Annotated in this window: 16 protein-coding genes; 10 read left to right on the top strand and 6 right to left on the bottom strand. The window is 61.9% G+C overall.

The features are described 5' to 3' along the window. Positions 1–67: 67 nt before the first annotated feature. A complete protein-coding gene (glgP, locus tag OB916_RS03755) occupies positions 68–1,762 on the bottom strand; it encodes an alpha-glucan family phosphorylase (protein ID WP_315907945.1) in 1,695 nt (564 codons plus the stop codon). Positions 1,763–2,035: 273 nt separating this feature from the next. On the opposite strand from glgP, the gene malA reads away from it, so the two are divergent. After that, the gene (gene malA, locus OB916_RS03750) at positions 2,036–3,952 is read left to right on the top strand and encodes an alpha-amylase MalA (RefSeq protein WP_315907944.1); all 1,917 of its coding nucleotides are present in this window, start codon (positions 2,036–2,038) and stop codon (positions 3,950–3,952) included. A gap of 148 nt (positions 3,953–4,100) precedes the next feature. Further along, positions 4,101–4,634: a hypothetical protein gene (locus OB916_RS03745; RefSeq protein ID WP_315907943.1), complete on the top strand. Its 534-nt coding sequence runs from the start codon at positions 4,101–4,103 to the stop codon at positions 4,632–4,634. A gap of 127 nt (positions 4,635–4,761) precedes the next feature. Here the strand turns inward: OB916_RS03745 and OB916_RS03740 are convergent, their stop codons facing one another. The 3 genes from OB916_RS03740 to malQ form a co-directional block, all read right to left on the bottom strand. Beyond that, positions 4,762–6,537 (bottom strand): multicopper oxidase domain-containing protein, encoded by a 1,776-nt coding sequence (locus tag OB916_RS03740; RefSeq protein WP_315907942.1) that lies wholly within the window; start codon positions 6,535–6,537, stop codon positions 4,762–4,764. A 713-nt stretch (positions 6,538–7,250) separates the two neighbouring features. Continuing rightward, positions 7,251–8,693, bottom strand: coding sequence for an MATE family efflux transporter (locus OB916_RS03735; protein ID WP_390884026.1), 1,443 nt, complete (start codon positions 8,691–8,693; stop codon positions 7,251–7,253). Between the two features lie 169 nt (positions 8,694–8,862). Continuing rightward, the gene (gene malQ, locus OB916_RS03730) at positions 8,863–10,356 is read right to left on the bottom strand and encodes a 4-alpha-glucanotransferase (RefSeq protein ID WP_315907940.1); all 1,494 of its coding nucleotides are present in this window, start codon (positions 10,354–10,356) and stop codon (positions 8,863–8,865) included. A gap of 211 nt (positions 10,357–10,567) precedes the next feature. On the opposite strand from malQ, the gene OB916_RS03725 reads away from it, so the two are divergent. From OB916_RS03725 to OB916_RS03710, 4 genes are all read left to right on the top strand, one after another. Further along, positions 10,568–11,626 carry a TrmB family transcriptional regulator gene (locus OB916_RS03725; protein ID WP_315907939.1) on the top strand — a complete coding sequence of 353 codons (1,059 nt, stop codon included), beginning with the start codon at positions 10,568–10,570 and terminating at the stop codon, positions 11,624–11,626. 142 nt (positions 11,627–11,768) lie between these two features. Then, positions 11,769–14,189: a DNA topoisomerase VI subunit B gene (locus OB916_RS03720; protein ID WP_315907938.1), complete on the top strand. Its 2,421-nt coding sequence runs from the start codon at positions 11,769–11,771 to the stop codon at positions 14,187–14,189. Next, the gene (locus OB916_RS03715) at positions 14,186–15,292 is read left to right on the top strand and encodes a DNA topoisomerase IV subunit A (RefSeq protein WP_315907937.1); all 1,107 of its coding nucleotides are present in this window, start codon (positions 14,186–14,188) and stop codon (positions 15,290–15,292) included. The genes OB916_RS03720 and OB916_RS03715 overlap by 4 nt, the downstream gene beginning before the upstream one ends. A 106-nt stretch (positions 15,293–15,398) precedes the next feature. Then, positions 15,399–15,650, top strand: coding sequence for a DUF7557 family protein (locus OB916_RS03710; protein WP_315907936.1), 252 nt, complete (start codon positions 15,399–15,401; stop codon positions 15,648–15,650). A gap of 450 nt (positions 15,651–16,100) precedes the next feature. Here the strand turns inward: OB916_RS03710 and OB916_RS03705 are convergent, their stop codons facing one another. Further along, on the bottom strand, positions 16,101–16,562 hold the full coding sequence (locus tag OB916_RS03705; protein ID WP_315907935.1) for a metal-dependent hydrolase: 462 nt from the start codon (positions 16,560–16,562) through the stop codon (positions 16,101–16,103). Between the two features lie 119 nt (positions 16,563–16,681). Here OB916_RS03705 and OB916_RS03700 point away from each other — a divergent pair, with 119 nt between their 5' ends. The 4 genes from OB916_RS03700 (at position 16,682) to OB916_RS03685 (ending at position 21,430) form a co-directional block, all read left to right on the top strand. Next, entirely contained in the window at positions 16,682–17,527 is an 846-nt protein-coding gene (locus OB916_RS03700; RefSeq protein ID WP_315907934.1) for a TatD family hydrolase, read from the top strand. A gap of 90 nt (positions 17,528–17,617) precedes the next feature. Beyond that, positions 17,618–18,199, top strand: a complete 582-nt coding sequence (locus OB916_RS03695; protein WP_315907933.1) for a DUF2150 family protein — start codon at positions 17,618–17,620, stop codon at positions 18,197–18,199. 139 nt (positions 18,200–18,338) lie between these two features. Further along, on the top strand, positions 18,339–20,369 hold the full coding sequence (locus OB916_RS03690) for a hypothetical protein (protein WP_315907932.1): 2,031 nt from the start codon (positions 18,339–18,341) through the stop codon (positions 20,367–20,369). Beyond that, positions 20,366–21,430 carry a PKD domain-containing protein gene (locus tag OB916_RS03685; protein WP_315907931.1) on the top strand — a complete coding sequence of 355 codons (1,065 nt, stop codon included), beginning with the start codon at positions 20,366–20,368 and terminating at the stop codon, positions 21,428–21,430. The genes OB916_RS03690 and OB916_RS03685 overlap by 4 nt, the downstream gene beginning before the upstream one ends. Here the strand turns inward: OB916_RS03685 and artA are convergent. After that, the gene (gene artA, locus OB916_RS03680) at positions 21,408–22,298 is read right to left on the bottom strand and encodes an archaeosortase A (protein ID WP_315907930.1); all 891 of its coding nucleotides are present in this window, start codon (positions 22,296–22,298) and stop codon (positions 21,408–21,410) included. The genes OB916_RS03685 and artA overlap by 23 nt on opposite strands. Positions 22,299–22,326 lie beyond the last annotated feature (28 nt).

Raw genomic sequence — 22,326 nt, 5'->3', positions numbered from 1 at the left:
TACACGCGAAAGCGAGTCTCTCGTCGCGATACGACGCGAAAACGAGAACGGAGGGTCCAGAGCGGTGCTACTGGGAGTAGGCGTCGTCGAGGTACTCACGGACCATGCGCTGGGTGTGGTAGTACGGGCCGTTGAAGGACATCGTGTTGCGCATGATGTCGGTCCACTTCTCGCGGTCCTCGTAGTACATCGGGACGACCGTGTTCTCTAGCTGGTCGTACATGTCCATCGCGTCCTGTCGGTCCTCGTCTTCGGCCGCGGTCTCGTCGGGCTCGCTCTCCTCGGGTTCGGGACCGATCTTCCAGCCAGTCTCGTTTTCGATATGGCCCTCGACCCACCAGCCGTCGAGCGTGCCGAGCTGGGGAATGCCGTTGTACGCGGCTTTCATCCCGGACGTGCCACAGGCCTCCAGCGGCCGTCGGGGGTTGTTGAGCCAGACGTCGACGCCGGAGGTGAGTTTCGCGCCGACTTCCATGTCGTAGCCTTCGACGTACTCGACGTTAATAGCGTCGTTGAGCTGCCAGGCGTCGTGGAAGATCCCCTGGATGTTCCCGATCCCGTCCTGGTCGCCGGGGAACGCTTTACCAGCGAACACGAGCTGGAACTCGCCGACGTTCTCGGCGATGTGGCGCAGTCGCTCGTGATCATAGAAGATCAGGTCAGCGCGCTTGTAGGCGGTCGCACGCCGGGCGAACCCGATCGTGAGCTTCTCGGGATCGAGATCCGAGTCCTCGCGCTCGTTGATGAACTCGATCGTGTCCCGTTTCTCCTCCATGTGGGCCTCCCAGAGGTCGTCGTCCGGGATGACCGACGCGTGCTTGAGTTTGTAGGGGTTCTCGCGCCAGCCTTCGACGTACTCGTCGTATAGCTCCTTGAAGGAGTCGCCGACCCAGAAGGGCACGTGAACGCCGTTCGTGATGGCGTCGATCTCGTACCCGGGGAACATGTTCTGGGAGACTTCCTGGTGCTTCTTGGCCACGGAGTTGGCGTATCGCGAGAGGTTCAGCGCGAGCAGGGTCATGTGCAGATCCTGGTCGCGGCTGTATTTCTTGAGGACGTCCTGGGGAACGAACTCCCCGAGGACCTCGTTGACGAGCCCCCAGTCGAACTGGTCGTGACCGGCCTCGACCGGCGTGTGGGTCGTGAAGACCGTCTGCTCGCGGACCGGCTCGGGGTCCATGTCGTTTTCTTTCAGCAGCTCCAGCGTCAGGAGGGCGGCGTGGCCCTCGTTCATGTGGTACGTGTCGACCTCGTAGCCGAGTTCGTCGAGGATCCGGGTCCCACCGATCCCGAGGACGATCTCCTGGGCCAACTGGACGTCCTCGCCGTAGCCGGGACTGTACAGCCGCTGGGTGTACTCCCGGGCTTCCGGATCGTTGCTCTCGACGTTCGTGTCGAGATAGATGATCGGAACCGTGTGGCCGCTGCGTTCGGAGACGACGTCGTACTTCCAGGCCGTCACCGTCACGTCCCGACCGTAGATCGGGACCGTCACCTCGACGTCGAGTTCCTCACAGTACTCCTCGACCGGCCAGGGGTCCTCCTCGCTGATCTGTGTCCCGTCTTCCTCGAGTGTCTGCTTGCAGTACCCGCGCTCGTTGAGCTGAGCGACACAGACTGCTGGTACGCCCATGTCCGCGAAAGATCGGATCGTATCGCCCGCCAGAACGCCCAGCCCGCCGCTGTACGTCTTGACGTCGTTTTCGATACCGATCTCCATCGTGTAATACGCGATCCGTCCGTCCAGGTTTTCCGACACCATATGCACTACCTCTCTCGTGAAATTGCGGATCTCCGCGTAAAACTGTTGTTGTTTTATTTCAACAACGATACCACGGCAGTATCAGGCCCTGAAACGCAAAAAAACGGGAACTAAACGATTGATAATAAGATTTATCGCTGCTTTTTCGGTATGAATAAATATCCTTTTAAATATTTTATACGCTTCATATTTATATTGTATTTGTTGTATATCGCCCACGTTGTGGGCCGATGTCGGAAGATTGATTGAAGGTGCCGCCGCTGATACAGATACATGCACCATCCAGGCCCACCTCGGTTCATGGCAGTCGGAGAGACCCAAGAATTAGCCCCGCGAGATCCCGTGCCCGACGAGGTCTACACGTGGTCGGTCGCAGACGCACCTGAAGACAGTTCGGTCGTGCTCGGCGACGATTCGATCGAGTACATCACGCCGGACGAGCCGGGCATTTACACTGTCCAGCTGGACGCCCCGGACGGCACTCACAAACTGACCGTGCGCGTCTACCCCAGCGACAAGTCGGTCACCCACCAGCCAGGTCGGAGCGGCTACAGCGGAGCGAGCGGCATCTCGGGCGTCTCCGGAATGTCCGGTATCTCCGGGCGGGGCGCGAGCGGTAGCGGTGCCGGTTCCGGAATCTCCCGCGACATCGGCGAGCGCGGTCGCCCCCGGGTCACGCTCACGGGCGAGCAGGTCGGCGACGAAGTCGTCATCACGGCTCACCCCAAGACCGCGCCGGGCGCCCCCGAGGAAGACCTCGACGTCGAGTTCTTCGTCGACGATCGCGACGACCTCGACGAGTACGAGATCGACGGCTACGAGTTCCGCGTCCCGGTCGAAGCCGTCGAAGAGCCCGTCCGGGTCCACGGCGTGGCGATCGGCCACCAGTACAGCGTCCCAGACACCGTCAGCGTCCACCCTGACGGCGGGGTCGACCGGCTCAACGAGCCGCCGGAGTGGACCGACGGGATGTCCGTCTACGAACTGTACGTCCGCGGGTTCGTCGAGCCCGAGGACGACCAGTCGATTCTCGAGGCGATCACCGACCGGCTGGATTACATCAAGGGCCTCGGCCTGAACACGCTGTGGTTCACGCCCGTCCTGCAGAACGACGACTTCGATCACGGCTACAACATCACGGACTTCTACTCCATCGCCGACGATCTCGGCGGCGAGGAAGACTTCGAGAAACTCATCGAGGAAGCCCACGAGCGGGACATGAAGGTCCTGTTCGACCTCGTGCTCAACCACTCCGCGCGCGATCACGAGTTCTACCAGCGCGCCGTCGAAGGCGATCCGGAGTACCGCGACTGGTACGACTGGCAGGACGAGGAAAACAACGTGCCGGACACGTACTTCGACTGGCCGTACATCGCGAACTTCAACTACGACAATCTCGAGGTCCGCCGGCACCTGCTTGACGCCGTCGAGAAGTGGGCCGGATACGTCGACGGGTTCCGGTGTGACATGGCGTGGGCGGTCCCGCGTCCCTTCTGGCAGGAAATCCACGACCTCACCAAGTCCACGGATAGCGAGTTCCTGCTGATGGACGAGACGATCCCCTACGTCGCGGACTTCCACAACCTCTGTTTCGACGTCCACTTCGACGCCGGGCTGTACTTCGACCTACTCCAGATCGGCCAGGGTAACGAACCCGCCGACCAGATCTTCGACTCGCTGGACAACCGCTACAAGGTCGGCTTCCCGGACCACGCCGGCTTCCTGACCTACATCGAGAACCACGACGAGAGCCGCTACATCGAGCAGGCCGGCGAGCACGCCGTCCGGGCGGCCGCGACGGCCGCGTTCACCGTTCCCGGAATTCCGATGGTCTACGCTGGCCAGGAGATCGGCGAACGCCAGCGTCGTGGACACATCCACTGGGAGTACACCAACGAAGAACTCCGCGAGTTCCACCGCGAGTTGGCCGGCACCTGGGAAGAGATCGACGCGCTCAAAGTCGACGCCGACTTCGAGGCCGTTGACTACGAGAGCGACAACGACGCTGTCACCGCCTACGCCCGCGATGGCGAGGACGGTCGGTACATCGTCGTGCTGAACTTCTCCGAGGAGTCCGAAGTCGTCGGACTCGACGAAAAAGTCGAAGCTATCGACCAGATCACCGGCGAGAACGTCGCCGCCGAGGAAGGCGTCACCGTCGAGGACGCCGTCGTCCTCCCGGCAGCGTAGTCGCCCCTGATGCTGGCTGGGGGCGTCCGAACCGCCAATACGTCGCCGGTTGGCGTAGCCCTCCCCCAGACTCAGTTCACAATAGTGCTCATTAACAATTAGGTATGCGAGCGTCATATTCTCACCCCGGCATGGCTGGGGAGAGACCATGGAAACAGAACCAACGCTACAATCGAAAATCTCGCGACGACGAGTATTGCGCACGGGAGCCGTCGTTTCGGGTACTGCGCTTCTCGGTATCACGGCGACCGGTAGCGCGACCGCCGCGAAAGGAAAGCCTGACTTCAGTCCCCGAATCTGGGGTGACGGTGAGCAGTGGGGAACGAAAGTTACTGGTGAAATCAAGAATCCAAACGAAAACTCACTCGACAAGTTCTTCGTGATCACGAACCCCGTCACCGGGGAACTCCCCGAGGGCACGCTACCCGTTTCCGAGGCGGCACCGGAGAACCCCGACTACAACGGGGGGCGCTGGTGGACCCACGTGGCCGAGTGGACTGAGGTAGGCTTGGACGTCCACGGTAGCCCACCACCACTCCTGACCCGCTATGGTCCGGCTGACGATCCCGAGTCGATCCTCTTCCACTACAATCTCGGTCACATCGCAATCAGTGAGGGACCACCGGACGGTGGACCGCCGGACTACTTCCGGTGTCCGCTGCTGCCGGTGAAAGAGGACTGACTCGGCTCTGTTGAAACCCTCATTCAGTGATATTTTCCGGCGGTCGTGCTGGATGCAGAGGATGAAGTCAGCAGAATAATCGGAGTCGATTCGGTTGCACAGCAACCCGGGTGAGGAATCCCGGGTTCTACGAGGAGTCCCCCTTGACCACTTCGTACGGCCGCATCATCTCCTGGTCCTCGTGTTCGAGGATGTGACAGTGCCAGACGTACCGCCCGGTGAACTCGCCGAACCGACTGATGATTCGGACAGTCTCCCCGTCATAGACCTTGACTGTGTCCTTGTTGCCACGCTCGGTCGGCTCCGGCGGTTGGGTGCCGTTGGGACCGCGGCCGATCACCTGGAAGTCGACCAGGTGGAGGTGGATGGGGTGAGAATCCGGCGTGTTGTTCTTGATCTCCCAGACCTCCATCGTCCCCACCTGCGGCTTGGTCAACACGGGATCGTTCCAATGTTCGCCACCATCACGACCTCCCTCCTCGCCGAGGAGGTGGGTGTCCAGCCCGTTGAGCGTCGTCGTCTCCAAACTCATCCGCCGGGTCGTCCCCACCGCCTCTTCGCGGAACGTTTCCGGGCCCGGTAGCTTGAGCGTCGTCGGGTCCACGACCGGCTCCTGCGGCATCGAGTCCGCCACTCTGAACTGGGCTAACTCGGGGAGGCCGCCGCCATCGTTCTCCGCATCGGGACTGACGAACGGGAAGCCAGCGTCGCTCTTCACGGTGAACGTGTCTCCGGCGAATTCCGAGAAGTCGACGATGACGTCCGCGCGCTCGGCCGGTCCGAGGAGCAGTGACGTGGTGTCCTGATTCGGTCCGATCGGCACGACGTCCTGGAGGAAGCCGAGGTCGGTCCCGATCTGGTATATGGTCGGGACCCCACCACTGTCGTCGTTCTCCAGCCTAATGTCGAAGAAGCGGTTGTTCGACCCGTTGAGCAGTCTGAATCGGTACTGCTGGGGCTGTACCTCGAAACTGGGCCAGGCAAGGCCGTTCACCACCGAAACGTCACCGGCGAACTCGGGGGCGAACTCGTCCGGGTACTTGTATTCGTCACCCCCGTCGAAGGACCGATCCTGGAAGAGGAGGGGAACCTCCTGATCGCCGCTCGGCAGCCCGAGCCGGCGCTCCGCTCCTCCCCGGATCAGGTAGAAGCCGGCGAGGCCGGCGTAGACGTTGAGCCGGGTGCTGCCGAGGGCGTGGTCGTGGTACCAGAGCGTCGCCGGTGCCTGCCGGTTGGGGTAATCGTAGACGTCCTTCTCGAACTGTGGCCCCTCGATACCGTCCGGTGACTTCCACTGCTCGGGCAGCCCGTCGCTCGCTGATTCGACGTGTAGTCCGTGGGTATGGGTAACCGCCCGTACCTCCGGGAAGTCTTTCGTTCCGCCGTACCCATCAAACTGTGTGACCCAGTCTGGATAGCTTTCCGCGTAGTCCCCGGGCTTCGTCCCGTGAACTCGTGTATCCACGTCAAAGAGATGTGAAGAGGGGAGTTCATTCGAGAACTCGACTTTGAGCTTCTGGTTTTTGTCCGCCTCGATGGTCTTCCCGGGGAATTGACCCTCCGAATCGTTCGGGCCCTTGTATCCCCAGACCGTCGTGGGGTCCATATTAGGATGGTGCGTATGACTCCCCTGGGCCATTTCGATGTAGTAGTAGGGTCGACCCTGCCGACGGCCGGCGGTCTCCATCACCGCCGGCTTGGCATCGCCGATCGGAAGCATCTGCCAGCCGAGCTCGCTGAGGCTGTGATGGTCCGACGGCGTCACCTGCGCGGCGACCGGGCTCGCGGAAAGTGGGAGTACCGACGCAGCCCCGAGCGCTGTGCCCGTCTTCAACACCGATCGTCGGCTCAGTCGTTTTCGATTCCCCGTGTCGTGATTCGGTGTCTCATCGTTCGATGTCATGTCTTTTGCCGGGTAGTATACTACCCGGCTCAAGCGTATTTGTTATAGAGATGATACCAGGGATCGAGGTTTTAGCATCTGCAGTGCAGGGCGCTAAGCCCCCTTCCTCAGCGAGCGCCGAAGGCGCGAGCAGGGAGGGAATACAGCGCCCGTCATCGGTTTCACTTCCACTGTACGGCATGGCCTTACTACCCCGGCGGTCGAAGGGGGGAGTAAGATGCTCGCCGTGCTTCCGACGTTGTTCAAACGCGACAAGAAGCGTGCAGCGGCGGTTGCGGCTGAGTGTCGAACCGGTAGGAGTGGGACACTCCGAACCGCCTGTCAAGGGAAACCGCCTGCGGAGTCTAGAGCCGTCCCCAGAAATCAGAGATTTCTGGTGTGCGAACGAGAGCCGTGCTCTCGTCAACGCTGTGTCCACGTCGGATGCAAGCTCCGACACAGAAACAGGAAGCCCCGACCTCAACAAGCGAGGGCCGAGTAGGCCCGAGCGCGGTAGGTCGGGGTAGTTCACAAGGCATTAATAAGTTAATATTACTTTTGTGTCTCCTCTTGCGATGCAATTCCAGACGGTCACAATGGCTTTTGTCTGAAAAGACGATTGGCAGCTTACGGCAGCCTATTTGTGCTGAATATGCGCGCTGTATTCAGCAGCACATGCCCCTCACAACCCCGAACAATCGCCCACCTCGTATAAGTCCACTCGCCGTGGGCCCTCAATCGTCAACGTCAAGCCCTGAGTCTTCGACGGCCGTCTCCTCGGCTAATGACGCACGTCCCTCGTCGTCCTCGATGACGCCCTCCTGCCAGCGACCCAGCCGGAACCAGGCCACCGCCACCAGAAACGACAGGAACCCGCCGACCGAGAAGGCGATCCAGATCCCCTCGACACCGATCCCGAGCGTCTCGAAGGTGTGACCGGTCGGGAACGCGATCGCGAGCGAGAACGCCAGGACGATCGCCACGGGCACCCGGAACACCCACCGGGAGAGCAGCGAGAGCGCCATCGCGACTTTCGTCTGGCCGGCTCCGCGGAACGCGCCCTGGATGACCATCGTCCCGCCGAAAAACGCCCAGAACGGGGCGATGATATACAGGAAGGTCACGCCTTCGCTGACGGTCGCAGGGTCGTCGAGGAACACCCGGATCAGCAACTCGGGGACGAGCAGACAGATCCCCGCTGCGACGCCCAGAAGCGCCATCGTGCTGCCGGTAGCGACCCAGGTTACGCGTCCGGCCCGGTCGGGCGTCTCCGCGCCGAGGTTCTGGCCGACGCCGGTCGCGGTGGCCTGCCCGACCGCACCCGCGACCGACCACGTCACCGACATCAGGCGGACGCCGACGCCGTAGGCGGCGATGGCGGCGTCGCCGAAGGGCGTCACGAACGCTGCCATCACGACCGCGGCGAAACTCCGGGCCCAGCCGTCCAGCGTCCCCGGGTAGCCGATATCGATCAGCTTTCGGAGGATGCGGGGATCCGGACGGAGGTCGCCGGCGTGGAGTTTGACGCCGAACCCACCGCGCAGGAGGATCCCGATGCCGGCGGCGGTCGCGAGCCCGCGGGAGACGAACGTCGCCCAGCCGGCACCCCGCGTCCCCATCGCCGGGAACGGTCCCCACCCGAGGATCAGAAAGGGATCGAGGACGACGTTCACGCCCGCCGACAGCAGAACCAGCCACATCGCGGTCCTGGTGTCGCCCGCGCCCTGCAGGGACGCACGGAAGGCGAAAAACAGGAACGTCAGTGGCAGCGCGAGGAAGATGATCTCGATGTAAGCCAGGGCTTCGATGAACACTCGTCCGTCGGCACCCATCAGCGAAAGCAAGTCTACTCGGAACGTCCACCCGAGTGCGGCCAGGACAAGCCCGACCACGAGCGTCAGCAGCACCGTCTGGGCGACGACCCGATCGGCCCGGCGCTCGTCGCCGGCCCCGACGTGCTGTGAGACCAGCGCAATCGTCGCGGCGGTGATCCCGATCGACGTCGAGACGAACATCCACGACAGCGGAAACATCAGTGCGACCGCGGCGACGGATTCGCGACCCACCCGGCCGACCCAGAACATATCGGCGAGGTTGTACACTGTCTGGAGGAGGTTCCCCAGCACGAGCGGCCAGGCTAGATGGAGCAGTTTCGGCGATATCGCGCCCGTCGTCATGTCGATGCCACGTCGCTCTGGAGAGGTCACTGTCCGAACGTTCGTCGGGAAAGAAATGAAGGCGGCGCTTATACTGCCGGCTGTAAGTTCGTGAAGATGTTCGACACCCCGGTGTGTCGAATCCTTTCGAAAAGTTACAGCCGGCAGTATTAGAGAAAGCGTCGAGGCTCTAGTCGGTCAGCCGTCCGGTCGCCTCGGTGATATCGTACAGTCGCTGTGCCACGTCGCCGGACAGGGCGTCCTCGCTGACCCGCCAGGACCAGTTGCCTTCTTCCGTGCCGGGCACGTTGAACCGCGCTTCCGAGCCGTATCCGAGCGGGTCCTGGACCTGTGCGAGCGTGATGACCGAGTCCGATCCCCAGACGGTATCGAGAATGTCCCAGTGGACGTCCCCGCCCTCGTAGTCGACGGCGTAATGGAGACAGTCCCGCTGGCGGTCGTCGAGGTCTTCGTACCAGCCGACGAGGGTGTCGGTGTCGTGCGTCGAGGTGTAGGAGACGGAATTCTCGTCGTAGGTGACGGGGTGATAGCGACTGTCGCCGTCACACCAGTCGGCGAAGGCCGCGACGTTCATCCCCGGATAGTCAAGTTCGTCGCGGATGCGGTCCATTTCGTCGGTGATCTCACCGAGGTCTTCGACGACGATCGGTAGATCACCAAGTTCGTCGCGGACGGCGTGGAAGACCGCTTCGTGTGGGCCGTCGACCCACTCGCCCTCGCGGGCGGTGTCGGCGTCGGCAGGGATCTCCCAGTAGCTCTCGAACCCTTTGAAGTGATCGATGCGGAAGATGTCGACCCGCTGGAGCAGGCGTTCGAAACGTTTGACCCACCAGCCGTAGTCCCGCTCGGCCAGCGTCTCCCAGTCGTAGACGGGCGTTCCCCACATCTGGCCGTCGTCTGAGAACTCGTCCGGCGGGACGCCGGAGACGTACTGCGGTTCGCGCTCCTCGTCGAGCTTGAAGATCTCGGGGTTGGCCCAGACGTCGGCACTGTCGAGGTCGACGTAGATCGGCATGTCGCCGACGAGGCCGACGCCGCGCTCGTTGGCGTAGTCTTTCAGTTCCGACCACTGCTGGTCGAACAGCCACTGGAGGAACTCCCGGAACTCGATCGTCTCGGACAGTTGCTCTCGATACTCCTCGAGCGCGTCCGGATCGCGCATCTTCGCGTCTTCGGGCCAGTCGAGCCAGGAGACGCCGTCGAAATGCGTCCTGAGAGCCCGATACAGCGCGTATTCGTCGAGCCACTCGCCGGCGTCGTCTTTGAACTGTTCGAAAGCCGCCCGTTCGTCGTCGCTCGCCTCGGCCTGGAACGTCTCGAAGGCGTCCTCGAGGCGCGCTTCCTTGTACTCTCTGACCGGTCCGTATTCCACGTGACCATCGTCGAAGTCCGGACGGTCGAGTTCGGCCAGCCAGCCACGCTCGACCAGGTCCTCCAGGTCGATAAAGAGAGGATTGCCGGCGAACGCCGAATACGACTGATACGGAGAGTTGTCGTGGATCGGGATCGTCGGGCCGAGCGGGCAGAACTGCCATAGCGATTGCCCGGAGTCGGCGAGAAAGTCGACGAAGGTTTCCGCCGGCTCACCGAGCGTTCCGATGCCGTCCGGTCCCGGTAGCGAAGCGATGTGCAAGAACAGTCCGCTCTGTCTATCGAAGTCCATTCGTATCGTTTTAGTTATTCGCCCGAAGACTTGAAAGTGGCAGATTCGTCCCGACGGACCAACGGCCAGTTTCAACGGGCACACGTATGAAGAAAGATTACAAACAATATATGTGTGCTGAGTGTTTGAGTACAATCAAGATGAGGATACACAGACCGACGTTAGATCGGATCGACGACAGCGCGGTCAGGGTCACGGGGGGTGCCAGAGCATGAATTCGGCGGCACTCGAAAGCCAGCTCAAGCAATTCGGGCTCTCCGAAAAGGAGATCCAGACGTATCTCACGATTCTCGAACACGGTGAAGCGAAGGCGAGCACGATTGCAGACGACACTGGCGTTTCCAAACGCTACGTGTACAGCATCTGTGAGAAGCTCGAAGAGCGAGGCTTCGTCGACGTCGACGACCACGTCGTTCCGACGAAGATCCGGGCAAAGCCACCCGAAGACGTGATCGGGCTGCTCGCCGGACGGCTCGAGGAGATCGAGCCCGCACTGAAACAGCGCTACTCCGAGACTTCCTCACGACCGCAGCGGTTCGACGTCATTAAATCGCGTGTAACGGTCATCAAGCGTCTGCGGGAATACATCGAGAGTGCCGAACGGGAGCTAGTACTCGCCGTTCCCGAAGGCTATCTTCCCGAAGTGGCCGAGGAACTCTCGGCAGCGATCAACCGCGGCGTCCTGGTGTTGCTGTTGATCAGCGACGTCGACGATCCCGAGCACGTCCTCGATGACGTCGACGGCCCCGTCGGAAGCGTCGTTCGCGTCTGGGAACTCGGCATGCCGGTCCTGCTGGCGGCCGACGAACAGCTCGGAATCGCCTCGCCAGCGGAAATGGTCTCCCGTGCCAACAGTGACGATCGCGCGATCGCCATCGTCCAGGGGCAGATCGTGCCGATCATCGCCGGATCGTTTCTCGCGAACTACTGGCCGTTCGCCCAGCAACACTTCGTGGTCGATCCGGTCGAACTCCCTCAGACGTACCGAAGTTTCCGCCATGCGACGCTGCAGGCGACGCTGCACAACCAGGCCGAGGCGACGGTCTACGCCCGGGCGACCGCCCAGCCCGTCGACACTGACGAGCCGTTCACCACGCTGCAGGGAACTGTCGTCGAGACCCGCCAGGGAATGGTCGAACCGCGGACGAACACGATCCCGATCGAACACACGATCATTATCGAAACCGACGAGAGGAAGGTTTCGATCGGTGGCCCCGACTCGTTCCTCGAAGATTACGAGGCGCGCAAGGTCACCCTCGAACGGCCGTGACATCCACCACATGCCGGTAGCCGGGACTGCTCCCGCGCTGTCGCTACGGTGTGTCCCCCGACGCCCACAGTCGCCTCCGTCTTCACTTTCACTGCGGCACCGAGAAGTCTTTAAGGCGGGCAGAACTGCTTTTGCCTAACGAATGCCATCGATGCAGTCGACGCTGGGCGATTCAGGGATCGCCGAGGAGCTGGCCGAGAGCCAGCGACAGATCTCGATCGCCGAGTTCTTCGAGAAGAACAAGCACATGCTCGGGTTCGACTCGGGTGCCCGGGCACTCGTCACGGCCGTCAAAGAGGGCGTCGACAACAGTCTCGACGCCTGTGAGGAAGCCGATATCTTCCCCGACATCTACGTCGAGATCGAGGATCTCGGCGACTACTACCGGTTGGTCATCGAAGATAACGGCCCCGGGATCACGAAAGATCAGATCCCGAAAGTATTCGGGAAGCTTCTCTATGGTTCAAGGTTTCATAAGCGTGAACAAAATAGAGGTCAGCAGGGTATCGGAATCTCGGCAGCTGTGCTCTACGCACAGCTCACCAGCGGCAAGCCGGCAAAGATTACTTCCCGGACAAAAGGATCCAGCGAGGCACAGTACTTCGAGTTGATCATCGACACCGACACTAACGAGCCCGAGATCAGCGTCGAAGAGACGGCGTCGTGGGATCGCCCGCACGGCACGCGGATCGAACTGGAACTGGAGGCGAACATGCGCGCTCGACAGAGCCTCCACGAGTACGTCGAGCAGACAGCGGTCGTCAACCCCCACGCCCGCATCGAGTTCGCCGAGCCGAGTCTCGAGGAACCGCTGAAGTTCGAACGCGCGGACGGGGCCGAACTCCCGGCCGAGACCGAGGAGATCCGCCCCCATCCTCACGGCGTCGAACTCGGGACGCTTTTGAAGATGCTGGAGGCGACCGACTCCTATTCGGTCTCCGGGTTCTTGCAGGAGGAGTTCACCCGCGTCGGCCAGAAGACCGCAGACAGCGTCGTCGATCGGTTCCGCGATCGCCACTTCGGCCGCGAGATGGCCTGGCGGCCACCACAGGTTCACGAAGACGCGGACGTTCAGGCGGCCGTCCGCGGGGCGGTCGCCAACAAGGGTAAAGACGCGACGAAGACCTTCGCGGAGGCGGTCGCCGGGACGATCGCCGACCGGGATCGAGTGGCCTACCACCAGCTCCGGGAGATCGTCGACAGCAAGGCCGAGACCGTCGCGAACGATTTCGGGACGACCTTCGGTTCGACGGTTCGAGAGAAGGCCACCGAGGCCGCCTGGACACAGATACTGGGCGGGGACGAGAAAGAATCTCGGACGGACGCGATCACCGCCGACCTCTATAAACTCGTGGACGCGGCGACCAGCACGCGCAAGGACGACGCCACGATCCAGGGGCTGGCCGAGCGACTCGCCGCGAAGTTCGTCGGCAGCGAGGATCGCCGGCATCGACTGACGCGCGACGACCTGACTGAGTACGTCGACCGGGCCGCCGACGCGACCGAAGAGTACGACGACGCCACGTTTGGCGAAACCGCCCGCGAGAACGTGATCGAGGAGGTCTGGGCGGTGATGGTGACGGTACCGGACGATCCGCCGACGGTATCGGCCATCGCCGACGACCGCGACGCCGCCTCCGAGTTGCTCGAGGCGATGCGGGCGACCGACATCATGTCGCCGCCGACGGGCTGTCTCGCTCCGATCACCGAAGAGCTGGTGCTGTCCGGGCTGAAAAAGGAATTCGACGCGGACTTCTACGCCGCGGCGACCCGTGACGCCGCAGTCCACGGTGGCGATCCGTTCATCGTCGAAGCGGGGATCGCCTACGGCGGCGAACTAGAGGACAGTAGTAGCGTCGACGTGATGCGCTTTGCCAACCGCGTGCCGCTCGTCTACCAGCGCGGGGCGTGTGCGACGACCGACGTCGTCAAGGAGATCAACTGGCGCAACTACGGGCTCGATCAACCCGGCGGGAGCGGCATCCCGAACGGTCCTGCGGTCGTAATGATCCACGTCGCGTCGACGAACGTCCCCTTCACCAGCGAGTCCAAAGACGCGGTCGCGAACGTGCCCGAGATCGAAAGCGAGATCGAACTCGCCGTCCGGGAAGCGGCCCGTGATCTCAAAAGCTACCTCAAAAAGCGTCGATCGATGCGCAAGCGCCGCGAGAAACAGGACAAGCTGGCGACGATTCTGCCGGAGATGGCCGAGAAACTCGCGTCAGTGACGGGCCGCGAAGAGCCAGACATCGACGAGGCGCTGGCCCGCATCATGAACAACGTGCTGGTCGAGCGGGTGGTCGAGGACGGCACGGCGACCATCAGCATCGAGAACAACTCCGATCGCAACGCTGACGTCGCGTTGACGGAGATCCTCGGCGCCGAGCCACAGAACGCGAACGGGGCGAACGTCGTCGAGATGGACGGCGAGTACTATCTCAAGTGGTCCCCGACGGTGAGTAGCGGCGAGACAGCACGGCTGGAGTACAGCATCGACGACGACGCCGACAGCGAGATCGCCGTCGAGGGAATCGACGACGAGAAACTCACGATCCAACAATGAGCGCAGACGACCACACTAACTACGGCGAGGGCGACGCGCGCCAGCGACTTCTCGATCTGGCCGAACAGTTCTACGAGCAGTTCGAGGACGGCGACGTACCCCGGTTGCAGGTCCCGACCCGGACGAAGACCAACATCGAGTACGACGAGGACAGCGGCGTCTGGGTGTACGGTGACCGGACATCGACCCGGAGCGCGAAGACCGTCTCGGGGGCACAGAAGCTACTGAAGGCTGTCTACACGATCGACTTCCTCGCCCAGCAACTCGGCGAGGACCGTTCGTCGACCCTGCGTGAGCTGTACTACCTCAGCGAGTCCTGGGATCTCGCCGAGGCACAGTTCAACAGCCAGGACGAATCGAACCAGCTGATCGAGGACCTGGAGATCGTCTCCGGGGTCACGCGTGAGGACTTCCACATGCGTCCGGAGGAATCGGGCGCGACGCTGATGGGGCCGCTGCTGATCCGCGAGCAAACTCGCCGGGGCGAGCGGGAGATCCACTGTCAGGAGGACGTCGGTGAAGGCGGCTATCAGATCCCGAACAACCCCGATCAGATCGAATTCCTTGAAAACGACGCCGACTTCGTGCTGGCGGTCGAGACCGGTGGGATGCGCGATCGGCTCGTCGAAAACGGCTTCGACGAGGAGCACAACGCCCTGATCGTTCATCTGAAGGGGCAGCCCGCCCGCGCGACACGGCGGATCACCAAACGCCTGCACGACGAACTCGACCTGCCGGTGACGGTGTTCACTGACGGGGATCCCTGGTCGTACCGGATCTACGGCTCGGTCGCGTACGGCTCGATCAAATCCGCACACCTCTCGGAGTATCTGGCCACACCCCAGGCGCAGTTCGTCGGCGTCCAGCCGGAAGACATCGTCGAATACGACCTGCCGACCGATCCGCTGAGCGATTCGGACATCAACGCGCTCGAATCCGAACTGGAAGATCCGCGATTCCAGACCGATTACTGGCGAGAGCAGATCGAACTGCAACTGGACATCGAGAAGAAGTCCGAACAGCAGGCGCTGGCCTCCCACGGGCTGGATTTCGTCACGGAGACGTACCTGCCCGAGCGTCTCGAGGCAATGGACGTTCTCTAGAGGGAGGGCGCCGTCCCGTTGCCGAATTCTGGACGGTGATTTATAGACCCCGGATAATAACGATCGTTATTGATAGACGTGTCTAGCCAAGGGCCATATGAGAACAATGGCCACGATCGAAGTCAGCGACGATGTCTACGAAGTACTCGAGAAGGAAACCGAACCGGGCGAGTCGATCGACGACCTGCTGGCGCGCGTGCTCAAGATCGATACCGAGCGAGCGCAGCTGGACGACTCCGGAGTCGATTCAGGCGACGTCCACGGCGGGACGAACATGTGGACTGTCTACGATCAACTCGGGCGCGAACGCAAAGAAGGCGAGTCGCTCTCGGACACGTTCCGGCGACTCCAGGGTTGAACTCGGCCCCCAGGGCCAGATACACGTCTGCTGTTTTCGAGAACGGTAGTCCGCCGTGGCGGCCGCCGCCCCCCGGGCGGATGGGCCCACGGCAACGGTACGGACCGGCGGTCAGGGACACCGGCCCGATACGGGTCGGCGGGATCGGAGCACACTCGATCCCGCCGCGGGTGTCGAACACTGGCTGCACGCTCATACGGGCACGTGAGATCGGTTTGCGAGCGATACGTTCAATCTGCCGTCTGGGCGTTTTTCCTGTTATTTTTTGATTTCCTTACCACTTTGTCGACGTAAGCGGGTGAAATGCCACGTCCTTGTGTTTTCATCGGCAATTAGTCGCACGAACGAGTAACGTATAAGGCTTTTGTGCAGATGCGATTATGGTGTCCGATAGTCCTTATATTGTATTGACCCGATCGCCCCCTGCCAGGCCCGTGACGGGCGTGCCGGTCAGAATCGCGTCACGTCGAGGCGTTCATCACGGACCAGCCAGAGTGCAATCAGACAGCACACCCAGGTGACGGCAGTCGGTACGGGGGAGTGACCGGTCGTCCCCAGACCGAGGTGGTAGTTCGTCTCGACGAGCGGGTAGAGGTGCGGGACACCCTTCGGCGTGGTCGTGTCGATCAGCAGGTGCGAGCCGTACGCGACCGCGACTGCAGTGGCAGTTCGCCGATTTCGGTAGGCCACGAACCCGACGACGAGTCCGCCGACGAGGAGCGTGTGGGTGACCCCGCGATGGACGAACGGCCACCCGAGCGCGTTCGGAAACAAGAAATCGACGTCGGGGGCCACGCCAGCGAGGAGACCAGCGATCGGGCGATCGAAAAGTGCTTTTCCCAGCGTGTAGCCGACCGCTCCATGGGTTGCGATCGCAATGGCCAGAAAGGCTGCTTGCCCAGACGAAACCATTGTTTCGTACGGGCGCCCGAGTACGCATAATATTGCCGAAAGCCGTCTCTGGTACGCCGTGTGCACTGAGTACTTCCGGAGACGAACTCCTTTTGCGATTGCCGTGCACATCTTCGAGTATGGACGTCGACGACACGCCGGTACTGGACAATCACATGCACCTCGACCCGACCGAGGGGCGGAACATCGACGCAGTCGAGGACTTCGTTTCCGCCGGCGGGACCCACTTGCTCGTTCTCAACAAGCCCTCGTGGCACCTCCGCGAGGCCGCCACTGACGAGGCGACCTTCGAGGACGTATTCGAGTTGACGATCGACGCGGCCGCCGATGCGCGCGAGGTGTTGCCCGGCCGTGCCTGGCCCGTGCTGGGCGTTCATCCGGGCCTGATCTCGCGGCTGATCGACGACGGATACACGCCGGCAGAGGCACGCGACATCATGCAGACTGGGCTCGACGTCGCCGCCGGGTACGTCGCTGACGGGCCGGCACTGGCGATCAAGTCCGGGCGACCCCACTACGACGTCGAGGAGGACGTCTGGGAGGCCTCGAACGCCGTAATGTGCCACGCGTTCGACCTGGCCAGCGAAGTCGGCTGTGCCGTCCAGCTCCACACCGAAGGGAGCGAGGACCTCACGGAGATCACCGAGTGGGCACAGGACGAAGGGCTGCCTCCCGAGCAGGTCGTCAAACACTACTCGGGCGGGCGGCTGCGCGGTCCGATAAAGAGCGTCATCGCCGACAAGGACGAACTCGAAGTGGCCGTCGAGTCAGACGAGCCGTTCCTCATGGAGACGGACTTCATCGATGATCCCGACCGACCGGGCGCGGTGCTCGGTCCGAAGACCGTCCCACGGCGGGTGCGGTGGATGCTCGACCAAGGCTGGGAGGACGCCGTGCGGCGAGCACACGTCGAGACGCCCGCGCGAGTGTACGGGATCGACACCGAGGCCACGCTCGATCGGTGATCGATCCCGTCGGCAGTATCCGTATGCGGGGCCACCACAGACGGCGCTGGCAACGAAAACCATATCCCCCGACGCACGAACAGAGTTGACATGAGCACACCACCGGGGGAATACTACACCGAAGAACGGTGGCAGAACTGGTTAGACCGAATCGCCCAAGAAGAGATCGATCCCGAAGACGAGGATTCGGCGCGCCTGCTGTTGAATTTGCAGGACGATACTGCCATCGCCGTCGCGAAGATTATCACCGATTACCAGGACGACGAGCTCGATGAAGACGTTGCGCTCGAGGAGTTGGCGGACATCCGCGAGGTCGTCCTCTCGGAAGTCGACATCGACGACGAGGAGAAGCTGATGCTGGTTGACGGCGTCCAGACGTCGCTCGTCTGCGTGTTCTACGCAGCCGAAGAGTACGTCGCGGGCGGTCCGGCCGCAGAGGGGACCGTCACCGACTACATCGAGGCCGCGAACGAGGCCGAAAGCGAGGAGGACCTCGACGCGGCGCTGGGCTATTGCGCCCAGGCAGGGACGCTGATCATCGACGGCGCCGAGCTGGATCGAGAGGTCGCCGAGGATCTGGAGTTCGGGCTCGTTGCCGAGTGGGTCAACGGTCTCGACAGTCTCCAGACCGCGATGAGCGATCCGGAAGTCGTCGAAGAAGACGAGGAGTGACACTCCGGCCATAGAGAGTCGCCACTCCTGAGTGTCGAACAGCTTTTCGATCCGATAGTCGGCGGTACGAGCGTTCCCACTTCGAATTCTGAGAAGCGGGTGGTCACCTTTTTGCGTCTCGGGTAGTGACATACGGGCAATGCAGTTCCGGGGCGACTGCCGTGGCCAGGCGATTCAGATCGGAGCCGTGCTGCTGCTCGGCGCCATTGTTCTTTCGTTCGCGATTTACCAGTCGACGGTCGTCCCCGAACAGAACCGCGAGATCGAGTTCCAGCACAGCCAGACCGTCGGTGACCAGCTTCAGGACGCCCGCAATGCCATCGTTTCGACGGGCTCGACAGGTAGTGGGCAGTCGGTGGCGGTGACGCTTGGCACGCAGTATCCGTCGCGGATCGTCGCAATGAATCCCGGCCCGCCGTCCGGAACCCTCTCGACTGTCGGGACGACCAACGGCTCGATCACCGCGACGATCGCCAACGCAAACGCGACCGGTGAGACAGGCGACTTCTGGACGGGGGCGAACCGGTCGTACAACACGGGTGCGCTGGTCTATCGGCCGGGATACAACGAGTACGACAACGCGCCGACGACGTGGTACGAGCACTCGGTGCTGTTCGATCAGTTCCGGGATGCGAACCTGACGACGACCGGTCAGCAGCTGGTCGACGGCACGACGATCTCGCTGGTGACACTCAACGGCACCTATCAGGCGAGCCGAACGGGCAGCGTCTCGCTGGACATGCGTGGGGCGAGTGTGTCAAGTCAGACGGTCTCCGTGACCAACGCGACCGCCGACTCGAACGTCACGATCACGCTGCCGACGCGGCTGGACGAAGAGAACTGGGAAGAGTTGCTCGACGGGGAGCGCCACGTCGTGGACGTGCGGACGTCGTCCGTCACAGGTGCGGACTATGAACTGGTGCACGTCGTCCTTGAGCAGGGCGTGACCTACGACCTGCAGTTGTCCCGGGTGGGGCTTGGGACCGGCGTCGTCAAGCCGGAGCCGGCATACCTGACTCGTGTTTCCAAGAACACGCCGACCGTGCCCGAGGGTGGCAAAGTGGAGGTCACCGTCGAGGTCCGGGACCGGTTCGATAATCCAAAGCGGGACGTGGAAGTGATCGCCGGGACCAACCGAAGAGACTCGTCAGTCTCGCCGAACAGCACTGACAGTGACGGCGACGGACAGGTGACGGTGACCTACGAGGCCCCGAACGTCTCGGGGGCGAGCCAGCGGACCGATCACGTACAGCTGAGTCTGGATACGTCGCTTTCGAGTGTGGTAAACGAGTCGGGGTTCAATGGGTCGACGCCCGTGAACGTCTCCGTGCCAGTTCGGGTGGACAACAGCGACGGGAGTGGGCTCGCTGACGGTAGTGACAGCGCCTACAGTATTGACTGGACACCGGATACCAGTCAAGATGGCTTTACCGAGACAAACGGTGTTTACGTCGTTGACGCGAGTCGGACGGACACCGTTGATCTCACTGCGGAGACGACACCGACTGCACAGAACGCCTCGGTGGACTTCTCACTGAACGACTCCAGTGTCGGGACACTCACGGGAAGAGACTCGCGGACGAACGACACTGGCCAGGCGACGACGACTTTCGATCCCAACAACAACGGCCCTGTGGCGGTGTTCGTCGCTAGCGGTGGGAGCGGTGACCGAATCGGGTTAGTCGTCGAAAACGCGACGGAGACTGCAAAACAACAGTTGCAACCTGATACAGTCCAGCGAAGCGATACAACGCTTAACTTCACTATCGAAAATACAGGATCTCAGCAAGTAACCATCGAACAGTTTTCAGTTGACACGAGTGCTATTACCACTGGGAATTTCTTCGACAACGACAACGCTCTCGAGGTAGAGATCCGCGGCGGTCAACAGGACGGTGAAGCGAATCGAGGGAAGAACGAAAACCCAAGTTCCTTCGAAGCTGATGGAACCGCCTACGATTTGGTTGCGGATAGCAACAAAGGAAACGACGGCCAATACGCGATTCTTAACGCCGGCGACCGACCGACTATCGTGATGGAGACGTTCGATCAGCCCCTTGACGGCGGTGGAAGTTTGCAATTTACGCCTTCTGAAACCGCCGCCGACGTGATCGTCACATTCGTACTGAGCGACGGCACTGAGCAAGTATTCTATTTTGAACAGCAATGACTGCCGTAGACCTGCCTCTATGGCAGACTAATCGCGCCCAATCAGAAGTCGTCGGCGTCACCTTACTCGTCGCCGTGTTCACCCTGCTCGCACTTCTTGTCAGCGCCGTCGTAATCGGAAACGTCTCGGATCAGGCCAGCGAGGAACCACTCACGGAGTTCAACGCCACCGCGACCGCCGACGATTTCGTGCTAATCCACGAGGGCGGTGACGACCTCAACGCCGGAGACGTGACGGCCATTCTTCGACAGGGCGATGTCGAACGTCGACACGACCTCACCTCGTTCAACGAGACGCGCGGCCGGAATGGCGATAGATTCTCGCCCGGCGAACGCTGGGAAATGAGCAATCACACTCTTACGACCGGCTTAGCGCGCATGCTCGTCGTCCACGAACCGTCGAACGCGATCGTTCACGACGAGCAGATCGTCATTCCGACCGCCCCGAACCACGAGCCGGTTGCTGTCTTCGAGTACAGTCCCGAAGCCCCAGGGACCGACGAGTCGGTCACGTTCAACGCCAGCGACTCGTCCGATATCGACGGGAACATCAGTAGCTACGAGTGGGACTTCGACGGTGACGGCACATACGACGCTACGGGCGAGACTATTACCTACACCTACAGTGATGCCGGTGAATACACGGCCACGCTAGTCACCGACGACAACGGCGTGATGAACGCGACGAGCCAGACCGTGACGGTCTACGGACCGCCGGTAGCGACATTCACCACGACCCGGGACGGCGATCAGGTGATCGTCAACGCCAGCGAGTCGTACGATCCGGACGGTGGAGGGCTGACCTATCGCTGGTACGTCGACGGCATGTTCCGCCCGGTACTAGTCGAAGAGACAACAGATCAAGTGACGAGACTCGCCATCGTCAGCGAGAGCGGATCGTCGACAATTTATCTCGAAGCGGTGGACGATGAAGGTCAGTCTGACACGGCTACACAAACGACCCCATATCAGGTCGAAGTCCAGAGTCCCGGCTTTGGGGCGGCAGCGCTAGTCGTGGCCGTGCTGGTCGGAGGCTGGATCACGCGTCGGCGACGCGACTGAGAAGACGCTCGGAATCCGCCCGGATCGTGGAGAGAAGCGCGTCGACGTAGGTCTGTATCCCAGGGAACAGCCGTACCACTCGAAGGTAGACGAGCAGTAGGACGACAACCACCAGCGTCTGTGCGAGGACGTACTCGGCGAAATAAAACGAGACCAGTGCCGGCTGATCGACGCCGAACAGAGGCGTGACCAGCACTCCCGTTCCGGCGAAGATTTCGCTCGGGATTGATCCACCGACGATGACCGTCCGGAGGAGGTTCAATGCGTAGATCAATGTTCCGAGTCCGAGCGCACCCACGATCCGCCTTCGGACCGAGCCGCCAGCGACTGCGAGCAGGCCGGCAAACAGTGCGATCGCGCCGAAGCCCGTACACGCCGAGACGATGTTGTAGACGATCCATGGATGGGTCTCGAAGACGATAGCGGTCGCGGGACCGGCCGATCCGTCGACGATCGTCGGTTCGAATCCCAGTCCCGAAAGCAGGGTCGCCGTATGGATCGTGACCGTCTGGACGACAAGCATGAAGACGGGATCGAGAAACTGGTAGGGGACGAACAATAGCCCCATGACCGCGAAGACGATCGTCAGTCTGGCGTGTGGCTGGATACGGCTGGCCGAGAGTCGGACCCCGTACCCGGAGAGTCCCGCAGTGACGAGACTAACCGACCCGAGAAAGTAGCGACTGTCACCGAGGTACTCGACCGCTGTGGTTGCCCAAAAAGCCGAGAAGACCGTCCAGCCGACGACACCGCTCGTCCACGCAAGGGTGGAATGTTCATGCCGCCGGGCCAGTGACGACAACGACAGCGCCCCCACGCTAGCGAGAAAGACGAGATCCATCGCCGAGACCGGACGTAGTAGTACCACGTTCGGTGGTGGGCGAGGACCACACATC

The sequence above is a fragment of the Halapricum hydrolyticum genome (assembly GCF_025517535.1).
GTDB lineage: Archaea > Halobacteriota > Halobacteria > Halobacteriales > Haloarculaceae > Halapricum > Halapricum hydrolyticum.
The sequence above is the reverse complement of the archived record's forward strand: the minus strand, read 5'-3'. Positions and strand labels throughout refer to the sequence as shown.